This is a genomic window from Streptomyces sp. NPDC057438, assembly GCF_042802995.1.
Taxonomy (GTDB): domain Bacteria; phylum Actinomycetota; class Actinomycetes; order Streptomycetales; family Streptomycetaceae; genus Streptomyces.
The window spans coordinates 1-10,770 of record NZ_JBHVDD010000151.1 but is presented as its reverse complement, the minus strand read 5'-3'; the positions used below and the strand labels follow the sequence as shown (position 1 = coordinate 10,770).

Here is a 10,770-nt window from a genome sequence, read left to right as displayed (position 1 = left end):
GCGCGGGCGCCGCCCGGACCTACGTCGGTGGCAAGGAGAGCGGAAGGACTTGAATCATTTGGAGTGAATGAGAAGGAAGCCCCTCCATGGCCTCGCCGCGGCCAACGCTAGCACTCAGTCCGGGATCAGGTCGCGCAGATTTTCGAGGGTGATGATCCGGGAGTCCGGGTGCAGCCCCTCGGGCCGTTCGAGGCCGAGGTAGGTCACGGGCTCGTCCGGGACCGACCGCCCGTCCCACAGGTCCAGGACCGTGTCGCCGTCGGACATCAGGTCGATCAGGTACGCCACCGTCAGCTGCTCGCGCTCCACGACGGCCCGCACCACCTTGGACACCGACACCTGGTTCTCCTCCACCCGGTTGGCCTCCGTGACGCCCTTCAGATACAGGTGCAGCCACTTCGCGCGCCACCGGCCGTCGTCCCCGCGCCGGAACACCAGCGGCAGCGCCACCCGGCCCACTCCGCGCAGCTCCGACTTCATCCGCACCGTGCGCGGCTCGAAGGGCCGGCCCTTCTGCTCGCCGTCCCGCAGCATGAACCCGAAGAACGACTCCTCGACCTCCTCGAACCCCTCGCCCGCGTAGATGTTGACCTGCGGAACGACGAGGGGGGTCCGCACCCGGTCCAGGGAGAGGTTGATGAACTCCGAGGCCCCGTCGGGCGCCTCGGTGACATCGCCCGAGTGCTCGCCCCCGCCGGCCGTGAGGGAGGTGTAGGAGAGCCAGGAGTCGGTGCTGTAGTCGGCGCGCAGCAGGAGTGCCGAGAGGTCGTAGTCGGTCCGCCGCGCTGTCTCCTTCCAGTAGACGAAGAACCGCAGCAGTTCGCCCTCGACCGCCGAGACCGACCCGCGCGGCAGCACCCCGAGCCCGGCCGAGGTCGCCCGGCCGCTGAGCGGCAGCGCCACGTCGACGATGTCGGGGTCGACCAGCAGCCGACCGGCCCTGGGCAGCCGGCGCCGGATCTCGGCGTCGAGCGCGGCGATCAGCCGGTCGCGGTCGGCGGCCGGGACGGGCCGCCGCCGGTCCGGGCTCACCCAGGCGCGGCCCCGGCGGTTGACGAAGACCCGCGGCCGGTCGCTCTCCCGCTCGCGGTTGTGGAAGTGCTCGCGCACCGACAGCACGACCCGGGCGGAGACCCCGGGCGCCGCCCGTACCGCGGCGTCCACCACCGCGTCCCGCTCCGTCTGGTCGGTGGAGGCGCGCAGCAGCAGGTCCAGGGCGCGGAACAGCCTGCCGGGAGCGGACTCCAGCAGCCTCACCACACCGAGCACATCGCCCGTGTCGAGCAGCTGCTCGAACCGGCTGCCGAAGGACCGCGCCTCCTTCTCGCCGCGTGCGACGGCGAACACGTCGGCGGCGTGCGGCCAGCGCGGGTACTCGTGGGGGTGCAGGCGCTCACCGAGCCGTTTGAAGGGCTCCCGGTGCGTGTGCACGTCGGCGAGCTTCGCGGGGTTCGCCGCGACCACGGCGTCCAGGCCCGCGAGCAGGGCCCGGCGCACCGGACGCGCGAGCGGCCGGAACCGGGTCGGTTCCTGCAGCGTCACGTCGCCGCCCGACAGCGCGCAGGCCAGCCGCAGCACGTCGGTGACGGTGTCGAGAAGGAGGTCCGCGCCGACGCCGAGCCGGGCCGTGTTGACGACCGCCCGGTTCTCCCGCACCGGGACCCTCTCCGGCTGCGGGCCGAGCGCGCATCGCTCCGCGAGCAGCCGGAGGTCGGCCAGGTGCTCCTCGCCCAGCGGGGTGGTGCTGCCCGCCAGGGCCAGGTACAGGTCGGAGAGCTCGTCGTCCAGGGCCCGGCCGGCGTGCAGGACCGTCACCCGGTCGCCGGCCGAGGCGATCAGCTCGTCCTGCGCGGCCAGCATCTCCTCGTAGGTGTGCTGGTAGCGGCCGTACGTGGGCAGGCTCAGCAGGTCCAGCACCCCGTTCGCGAGCTGGGTCAGCACGTTCTCGCGCGACTTCTCGTCGCCGAGGGCCTGGGCGACGCACCGTGCCCAGAACTCCTCGGTGTCCGGTACGTTCGCCGGGAAGTCGATGAAGTAGGAGTTGTGGCGGACGTGGTCGCCCACCATCTCGCGCACGATGCGCAGCGTCCGCCGGGCGGTGTGCAGGACGGCCGCCCCGGACAGTCCCGACAGCCGCCGCAGCAGCTCCGCCGAGAGCTTGAAGCCCACGCCCATGAGGGCGGCGTCGAACTGCCGCGCGGCCGCGGCGCCGTCGCCTGCGGACCCCTCGGGTGCGGGCAGGCGGTGGGTGTGCCGGATGACCAGCGATGCGAGACTCTGCGTCATTGCGGGATGATCGCAGAGGTGTACGAACCGGCGCACGGGAGTTTCGCCGTACGCCGCCCGGCTCGGAACGGGTCCCGTCAGCCCTGTGCGGCCGCCTCCAGCCGTCCTCGCGCGTGGGCGAGGAAGCCGTCGAGGGCGAACTCGAAGGCGGCGTCCGCGCGGCCGTCGCCCACCGCGTCCAGGGCCCGCGCCAGGTGCGGAGCGGCCGACTCGTCGGTGATCTCCCACATGGCCACCGGGGCGGCGAGGTCCAGTGCCGAGCCCAGGACGACGTTCTCCAGCGCGACCAGCACCGGCATGACCTCCGGGAGGGGGAAACCCGCGTCGAGGAGCAGGGTGACGGCCCGCTCGTACTGTTCGAGGACGCGCGGGGCCCGTACCGGAGAGGTCATCAGGAGCGGGATGGCCCGGGGATGGGCGGCGAAGGCGGCACGGTAGGAGCGGGCCCACGTCTCCAGGGCGCGATCCCAGGGCCGGAGGGCGAGGGCGGAGGCGTCGATGCCCGCCGCGACCCGTTCGCGCAGCAGTTCCACGATGCCGTCCCGGCCGTCCACATGGTGGTACACCGACCCGGTCTGCACCCCGAGCCGCCGTGCGATCTGCGGCACGCTGAACTCACCCTGCGCGGCGAGGAGTTCCAGTGCCGTGGTGGTGATGCGCTCCCTGTCGAGCAGGGGTGTGCGCGGCCGTCCCATGTCGTCCGTCCCCTCCGGGGTCTTCCCAGCAGTCCGAGTGAAGGCTACATTGCGAAAACCGAAAGCCTTTAGGTTTACGGGTCCAGGTGATCCCGCACGGCCCGCTCTCCCGCCCCCGCCCGCAGCAGAAGGGCTTTCCCCATGACCGTCACCCCAGACGCGACCGCCCCCGGGGCGACCGCCCCCGGCCCGGCCGGCGGCGCGGACTCTCCGCCGCCGTCCCTGCGGTCCGGCTCGCTCGGCACCACCGACATCGCCTTCTTCGTCGTCTCGGCCGCCGCCCCGCTCACGGTGATGGCCGGCGTCGCCCCGCTCGCCATCCTGATGGGCGGCATCGGCGCCCCCGTCGGCTACCTCGTCGCCGGCCTCACGCTCGCCGTCTTCGCCGTCGGCTTCACCACGATGAGCCGCCACGTCCGCAGCGCCGGCGCCTTCTACGCGTACATCACCCGGGGCCTCGGCCGCCGGGCCGGTATCGGCGCCGCGCTCCTCGCGCTCGTCGGCTACAACGGCATGGAGATCGGCGTCTACGGCCTCCTCGGCACCGCCGCCCGGGACACCGCCGACGCCCTGTTCGGCGCGCGTGTCCCGTGGCTGCCCGTCTCCCTCGTGGGTCTGCTGCTCATCGGCTGGGCCGGCTACCGGTCCATCGACTTCGGCGCCAAACTCCTCGGCGTCCTGCTCGTCGCCGAGACCGGCATCCTCGTCCTGCTCGCCGGAGGAGTGCTGATCAAGGGAGGCGCCGACGGCCTCTCCGCCGCCTCGTTCGCCCCGGACAACGTCATGGTCCCCGGCATGGTGGCGGTCCTGGCCTTCGCGTTCGCCGCGTTCACCGGCTTCGAGTCCACCGTCATCTACCGCCGCGAGGCCCGCGACCCGGCCCGCACGGTGCCCCGCGCCACCTACCTCGCCATCGGGTTCCTCGGCCTCTTCTACGCCTTCGTCGTCTGGACCGTGATCCAGGCGTTCGGCGACGCCCAGGTCATCGCGGCGGCCGGCGCCAACCCGGCGGCCCTGTTCTTCTCGGCCATCACGACCTACGTCGGACCCTGGGCGGCCGACCTGATGCGCGTCCTCATCGTCACCAGCGTCCTCGCCTCCCTGCTCGCCTTCCACAACGCCATCAACCGCTACGGACTCGCCCTCGCCGAGGAGGGGATCCTGCCCAAGGCCCTGGCCCGCGTCCACCCGCGCCACCGTTCCCCGTACGTCGCGGGCATCGCGCAGACCGTGCTCGGCGCGATCGTCGTCCTGGTCTTCGCCGCGGCCGGCGCCGACCCGTACATGCAGCTGCTCCTGTGGGTGAACACCCCCGGCATGCTCGCCCTGATGCTGCTGCAACTGCTCGCGGCGCTCGCGGTGCCCTTCTACTTCCGGCGGATCACCCACTCCGAGGGCGTCCTGCGCACGGTCGTCGCCCCCGTCGTCGCGGCGGTGCTCCTGGCGGGTGCCATCGCCCTCGTCGTCAGCCACCTCGACCAGTTCACCGGCGCCTCCACCACGGTCAACACCCTCCTGGCGGCCCTCGTCCCCGCCGTCCTCGTCATCGGCCTCGTCCTCGCCCGGTGGCTGCGCCGGGCCCGCCCCGAGGTCTACGCGAACTTCGCCGCCGAACCCCCGGCCGACACCGGGCCCTGACCCCGCCCCAGCCGACCGCCGCCCCCACCACCCTCACCGGAGGAGACCCTTTCCATGTCCACCGCCGACCTCGTCATCACCGGCGCCCGTGTCCGCACCCTCGACCCCCGGCGGCCCCACGCCACCGCGCTGGCCGTGCGCGACGGACTGATCGCCGCCGTCGGCGAGGAGACGGACCTGCGGGACTGGCACGGGCCGGGCACCGAGACCGTGGACCTGGGCGGCGCCCACCTGGTGCCGGGCCTGGTGGACAGCCACAGCCACCCCGTGTGGGGCCTGGACATGGCCACCGGCATCGACCTCAACGCCGTGCGCGACCTCGACGGCCTGCGTGCCGCGCTCGCCTCGGGAGAACGCGTCGACGGCTGGGTGATCGGCCACGGCCTGGACCACAACGTCTTCGGCGGCCGCAGCGTCGACCGCGCCCTCGTCGAGGACGTCCTGGACGGTGCCCCCGCGTTCCTGCGCCTGTACGACGGGCACTCCGCCCTCGTCAGCGAGGCCGCCCTCAAGCTCGCCGGCATCACCGGGCCGCGCGCCTTCGAACAGCGCTCGCACATCGTCGTCGACGCCGACGGACGGCTCACCGGCCACCTCGTCGAGCACGCCGCGATGGAACTCCTCCAGCCCGTCATGCCCCGGCCCTCCTACGCCGAACGACGTGCCCGGCTCGCCGAGTTGCTCGGCGCGATGGCCGCCACCGGGCTCACCGGCGCCCATGTCATGGACCTCGGCGACCTCGACCTGGTGGCCGCGGTCGCCGAGGAGTCGGTGCTGCCGCTCCGGCTGCGGTTCGCGCCCTGGTGCATGCCCGGCGCCGACGCGGACGACCTCGCGCACCTCGTCGGACTCCAGAGCAGGGGCGGACGGCACTGGCGGGTCGGCGGCGTGAAGTTCTTCATGGACGGCACGGTGGAGGGCGGCACCGCCTGGCTGGACCACCCCGACTGCCACGGCCAGGGCACCGACGCGTTCTGGCCCGACCCGGCCGCCTACAGCGACGCGGTACGGCGACTGCACGGCGCCGGCGTTCGTACGGCGACCCACGCGATCGGGGACGCCGCCGTGCGGCACGTCCTCGACACCGTCGCCTCCCTGGGCCCGAGCGGGCGGCTCGCGCACCGGGTGGAGCACATCGAGTCGGTACCGGACGAGCTGGTGGCGCGGTTCGCCGAGGTGGGGGTCATCGCCTCGATGCAGCCCCCGCACACGGACTACACACGGGCGGACCTGACCGACGAGTGGTCCCTGCGGCTCGGTGGGGAACGCGCGGCGCGGGCGTGGCGGCTGCGTGATCTGCGGGACGCCGGCGCGGTGGTCGCCCTCGGGTCGGACTGGCCCATCGCCCACTACGACGCGCGAGCCGTGCTGGCGACGGCCAGGCAGCCGAGGGGAGCGGCGTCCGGCGGGACGGGACTCACCGGGACACAGGCGCTGGAGGGCTGCACGAGTCACGCGGCACTGGCCGCGGGCGAGGCCGGCGTCACCGGCCGTATCGCCGTGGGGTTCCGGGCCGACCTCACCGCGCTGGGGGCCGACCCCGTCGAGGCGCCGGCCGACGAGGTCGCGGAGGCACCGGTGCTGCTGACCGTGACGGGCGGGCACGTGGTGCACAGGGCGCTGTGAGCGAGGGCGAGAGGTGGGGCGGGGGCATGGAGCCGCCCGCCCCGCCCGGTCCTGTCGCCGGGCATCAGATCTGCAGCAGGGCACAGCGCTCGCGGTGACCTCGGACCGTTCCCTTCGGTCGCCGTGCGTCACGGTCAGGTGATCCGGGGCCGTCGGGGTCTGAGAAGAAGCTACTGATCGCAGGGGGGAAGGCGGGCGGGTCTTGCCTGCCCGCCCGAATCACGTCACACTGTTCCCGAACGAATGGTCGGTTGGGAAGCTGGTATCGATGACGACGACAGACTCCACCGGGGCGACGTCCCAGGACGCCAAGGGAGCCCCGGACGCGCTGCTGGAGCACTTCGAGGCGACGATCGCGCGGGATCAGCGCATCGAGCCGCGCGACTGGATGCCCGACGGCTACCGCAAGACGCTCGTCCGGCAGATCGCCCAGCACGCCCACTCGGAGATCATCGGCATGCAGCCGGAGGGCGAGTGGATCACCCGGGCGCCCTCGCTGCGCCGCAAGGCGATCCTCTTCGCCAAGGTCCAGGACGAGGCGGGCCACGGGCTGTACCTGTATTCGGCGGCCGAGACCCTGGGCGCCGACCGCGCGGACCTGACCCGGAGGCTGATCGAGGGCCGCCAGAAGTACTCGTCGATCTTCAACTACCCGACGGAGAGCTTCGCCGACGTGGGGGTGATCGGCTGGTTCGTGGACGGCGCGGCGATCTGCAACCAGGTACCGCTGTGCCGGAGTTCGTACGGACCCTACGCGCGCGCGATGGTGCGGATCTGCAAGGAGGAGTCGTTCCACCAGCGGCAGGGGTACGAGCTGCTGCTGACGATGATGCGCGGCACCGACGCCCAGCGGGAGATGGTCCAGGACGCGGTGAACCGCTGGTGGTGGCCCTCGCTGATGATGTTCGGCCCGCCCGACGACGCCTCGCCCAATTCCGCCCGGAGCATGGCCTGGAAGATCAAGCGGCACAGCAACGACGAGCTGCGGCAGCGTTTCGTCGACATGACCGTACCGCAGGCGGAGAAGCTCGGCGTGACCCTGCCCGACCCCGAACTGCGCTGGAACGAGGAGCGCGGCCGGCACGACTTCGGCACCCCCGACTGGGAGGAGCTGAAGCGCGTGATCACCGGCGACGGGCCGTGCAACGAGCGGCGGACGGAGCGGCGACGGACCGCCCACGAGGAAGGTGCCTGGGTCCGCGAGGCGGCCGGCGCCCACGCGGCCCGGCAGAGCGAACGAGCCCGGAAGGGGACGGCGGCATGAACGGCGGCACGACCGGTACGAGCGGCGAAGGCGCGGCCCGTACGGGCGACGGTGGCACGGCCCCCGCGAACGACACGGGCGCGGCCCGCCCGGACAAGGGGGACTGGCCGTTGTACGAGGTCTTCGTGCGCGGCAAGCGCGGCCTCAACCACGTCCATGTCGGCTCGCTGCACGCCGCCGACGACCAGATGGCCCTCACCCACGCCCGCGATCTCTACACCCGCCGCAACGAGGGCGTCTCGCTGTGGGTGGTGCGCTCCGAGCACATCGCCGCCTCCACCCGCGACGAGAAGGACCCCTTCTTCGAGCCCAGCGCCGACAAGGTGTACCGCCATCCCACGTTCTACGACATCCCCGACGACGTCCCGCACATCTGAGGAGCAGGGCATGAGTGACGACCACGTCTACCTGAGCCTCGCCGAGGGACACGAGGACGACGCCCGCTGGGCGTACGGGACCGGTTTCGAGGACCCGCTGCACGGTGTGGACACCACGGTGCCCGAGGGCGTGGACGCCGGTGAGCTCGCCGCGCTCTGCGTGTCGTTGGCCGACGACGCGCTGGTCAGCGCCCAGCGGCTCGCCGAGTGGACCACCCGCGCGCCCGAGCTGGAGGAGGAGGTCGCCCTCGCCAACATCGGCCTCGACCTCCTCGGCCAGGCACGCCTGCTGTACTCCCGCGCCGGGCAGGTCGACGGCACCGGGCGCGGCGAGGACGCGTACGCCTACTTCCGGGATGCCGACGACTTCCGCAACGTCCGCCTCGCCGAACTCCCGTGCGGCGACTTCGCGTTCTCGATCGTCCGGCTGCTGGTGCTGTCCAGCTGGCGCCTCGCGCACTTCGAGCGGCTGGTGGGACACCCCGACCCGGTGCTCGCGGCGATCGCGGCGAAGGGCGTCAAGGAGCTGACCTATCACCGGCAGTACGCCGCCGAATGGGCCGTGCGGCTGGGCGACGGCACCGAGGAGTCGCACCGGCGGATGCGCCGTGCGATGGAGCAGGTGGCCCCGTACGTCGGCGAGCTGTTCACCGCACACGACGTACGGGACGAGGTCGCCGACGTGCTCCGTCAGGTCACCGACGCGGCCGGACTGCCCATGCCGGTCTACCGGCCGCTGCCCGGCGCGGGACGGGCCGGCGACCACACCGAGCATCTGGTGCCGCTGCTGGCCGAGTTGCAGAGCGTCGCCCGCGCCCACCCGGAGGCGACATGGTGACCGTGGCGACCGAGGCGCGGCGCGCCCGGCACATCGCCGAGCAGGTGCCGGACCCCGAGCTGCCCATGCTGACCCTCGCCGACCTCGGAGTCCTGCGCGACGTCGAGCTGACCGAGGACGGCACGGTGGTCGCGAGTCTGACCCCGACCTACTCCGGCTGTCCGGCCATGGCCGAGATGCGCGCCGACGTGGCGGCCCGGCTGAGCGCCGCCGGGTACGCGCGGGTGGAGATCCGCACGGTCCTGAACCCCCCGTGGACCACCGACTGGATCACCGACAACGGCCGCCGCAAACTCACCGAACACGGCATCGCCCCGCCCGGCGCGGCACCACGGGGCCCGGTCCCCCTGCTGCTGTCACCCACCCGGCGGTCGGTCGCCTGCCCGCGCTGCGGCTCGGCGGACACCGAGGAGACCTCCCGCTTCGCCGCCACGTCCTGCAAGTCCCTGTGGCGCTGCCGCGCCTGCCGTGAGCCGTTCGAGCACGTCAAGGAGATCTGATGGAAGGCCTCAAGGAAGAACCGACGAGAGGCCCGCGTGCCGGGGCGGGCGCCCCGGCCGCTCCCTCCGCGCCGGTAGGGGCCGGTTCCGTCACCCCGGTGGCACGCACCCGCCGCCGCCCGGCCTTCCATGCCCTGCGGGTCGCCTCCGTGGAGCCGCTCTGCGAGGACGCCGTCGCCGTCGGGTTCACGATCCCGCCGGAACTGGCGGAGGAGTTCGCGTTCGCGCCCGGACAGTCGCTCACCCTGCGGCGTGAGATCGACGGACGCGACGAACGCCGCTCGTACTCGATCTGTTCGCCGGCCGGTACGACGCCGCGCATCGGTGTGCGGGTCGTGCCGGGCGGGCTGTTCTCGTCATGGCTCGTCGGCGACGTACGGCCCGGCGACACCGTCGACGTCATGGGCCCCACGGGGTTCTTCACCCCTGACCTGGCCACCCCGGGCCACCATGTGCTGATCGCTGCGGGCTCCGGCATCACGCCCATGGTCTCCATCGCCGAGTCCGTCCTGGCCGCAGACCCCGCCTCGACCGTCACCCTCTTCTACGGCAACCGCCGCAGCGGCACGGTGATGTTCGCCGACGAGCTGGCCGACCTCAAGGACCTGTACCCGGCCCGCTTCCAACTCGCCCACGTCCTGTCCCGTGAACCCCGTGAGGCGGAGGTGCTGTCCGGCCGCCTCGACGCCGACCGGCTCTCGGCGCTGATCGGCTCCCTGGTCGACGTCGGCAGCGCGGACCATTGGTGGCTGTGCGGTCCGCACGGCATGGTCCGTGACGCCCAGGGGGTCCTGGCCGGACTCGGGGTGCCGGACGACCGTGTCCACCAGGAGCTGTTCTACGCCGACGACGAACCCGTACGGGAGGTGCGGCACGAGGAGGCCGCCGCCGAAGGGCCCGTCAGCGAGGTCACCGTCACCCTCGACGGCCGCTCCACCACCGCTGCGCTGCCCCGTGAGCGGAGCATCCTGGAGGGCGCCCAACGCACACGTCCCGATCTGCCGTTCGCCTGCAAGGGCGGCGTCTGCGGCACCTGCCGGGCTCTGGTCACCGACGGCAAGGCCGACATGCGCCGCAACTTCGCGCTCGAACCGGCGGAGGTGGACGCGGGCTATGTCCTGACCTGCCAGTCGTACCCGGTGTCGGAGACGCTGACGGTCGACTTCGACACGTGAGGGTGGGGCGGGGCGGGGTGCGCTGTCGGGTGAGGGGCACGGGGCGCAGCCCCTGCATTTGGACCCGGTGGACACCGACGACGGTGGCGCGTCGACGGGTGGCGGTTGACGGCGGTACCTCCACCGGCGGTTCGGCGTCCCGCCCGGTGTCCGGATCCGCGTCCGGTTCGGGCGGCACCACCGGCGCCGCCGGCGGCACGGGCGGCTCCACGACCACCGGGGCGGCGGCAGCCTCGCCTCGACCGGTGCGACCGTCCTCGGCGTCGCCGCCTCGGCCGCCGCGCTCGCCTTGACGGGCTGGATCCTGCACCGGCAGGCCCGGGCGACGGCCCGCGGCACCACGGCCTGACCCGGACCGACCGGAGCAGCCC

9 protein-coding genes are annotated in these 10,770 nt (G+C 73.0%); 7 read left to right on the top strand and 2 right to left on the bottom strand.

All coding sequences use genetic code 11. The features are described 5' to 3' along the window. Positions 1 to 114: 114 nt before the first annotated feature. Both ACFU5F_RS41015 and ACFU5F_RS41010 read right to left on the bottom strand, forming a co-directional pair. On the bottom strand, positions 115 to 2,286 hold the full coding sequence (locus ACFU5F_RS41015; protein ID WP_383898618.1) for a hypothetical protein: 2,172 nt from the start codon (positions 2,284 to 2,286) through the stop codon (positions 115 to 117). Positions 2,287 to 2,363: 77 nt separating this feature from the next. Next, positions 2,364 to 2,981: a TetR/AcrR family transcriptional regulator C-terminal domain-containing protein gene (locus ACFU5F_RS41010; protein WP_383898616.1), complete on the bottom strand. Its 618-nt coding sequence runs from the start codon at positions 2,979 to 2,981 to the stop codon at positions 2,364 to 2,366. A 141-nt stretch (positions 2,982 to 3,122) separates the two neighbouring features. Here ACFU5F_RS41010 and ACFU5F_RS41005 point away from each other — a divergent pair, with 141 nt between their 5' ends. The 7 genes from ACFU5F_RS41005 (at position 3,123) to paaE (ending at position 10,399) form a co-directional block, all read left to right on the top strand. Further along, positions 3,123 to 4,619, top strand: coding sequence for an APC family permease (locus ACFU5F_RS41005; RefSeq protein WP_383898615.1), 1,497 nt, complete (start codon positions 3,123 to 3,125; stop codon positions 4,617 to 4,619). Between the two features lie 54 nt (positions 4,620 to 4,673). After that, positions 4,674 to 6,245 carry an amidohydrolase gene (locus tag ACFU5F_RS41000; RefSeq protein WP_383898613.1) on the top strand — a complete coding sequence of 524 codons (1,572 nt, stop codon included), beginning with the start codon at positions 4,674 to 4,676 and terminating at the stop codon, positions 6,243 to 6,245. Between the two features lie 268 nt (positions 6,246 to 6,513). Continuing rightward, positions 6,514 to 7,509, top strand: a complete 996-nt coding sequence (gene paaA, locus ACFU5F_RS40995; RefSeq protein WP_383898611.1) for a 1,2-phenylacetyl-CoA epoxidase subunit PaaA — start codon at positions 6,514 to 6,516, stop codon at positions 7,507 to 7,509. 110 nt (positions 7,510 to 7,619) lie between these two features. Beyond that, on the top strand, positions 7,620 to 7,886 hold the full coding sequence (gene paaB / locus ACFU5F_RS40990) for a 1,2-phenylacetyl-CoA epoxidase subunit PaaB (protein WP_028796737.1): 267 nt from the start codon (positions 7,620 to 7,622) through the stop codon (positions 7,884 to 7,886). 10 nt (positions 7,887 to 7,896) lie between these two features. After that, positions 7,897 to 8,724, top strand: coding sequence for a 1,2-phenylacetyl-CoA epoxidase subunit PaaC (gene paaC, locus ACFU5F_RS40985; protein ID WP_383898609.1), 828 nt, complete (start codon positions 7,897 to 7,899; stop codon positions 8,722 to 8,724). Then, positions 8,718 to 9,224 carry a 1,2-phenylacetyl-CoA epoxidase subunit PaaD gene (paaD, locus tag ACFU5F_RS40980; RefSeq protein ID WP_383898607.1) on the top strand — a complete coding sequence of 169 codons (507 nt, stop codon included), beginning with the start codon at positions 8,718 to 8,720 and terminating at the stop codon, positions 9,222 to 9,224. The genes paaC and paaD overlap by 7 nt, the downstream gene beginning before the upstream one ends. Then, positions 9,224 to 10,399, top strand: a complete 1,176-nt coding sequence (gene paaE / locus ACFU5F_RS40975; protein WP_383898605.1) for a 1,2-phenylacetyl-CoA epoxidase subunit PaaE — start codon at positions 9,224 to 9,226, stop codon at positions 10,397 to 10,399. Before paaD ends, paaE begins: the two co-directional genes overlap by 1 nt. The last annotated feature ends 371 nt before the right edge of the window (positions 10,400 to 10,770 follow it).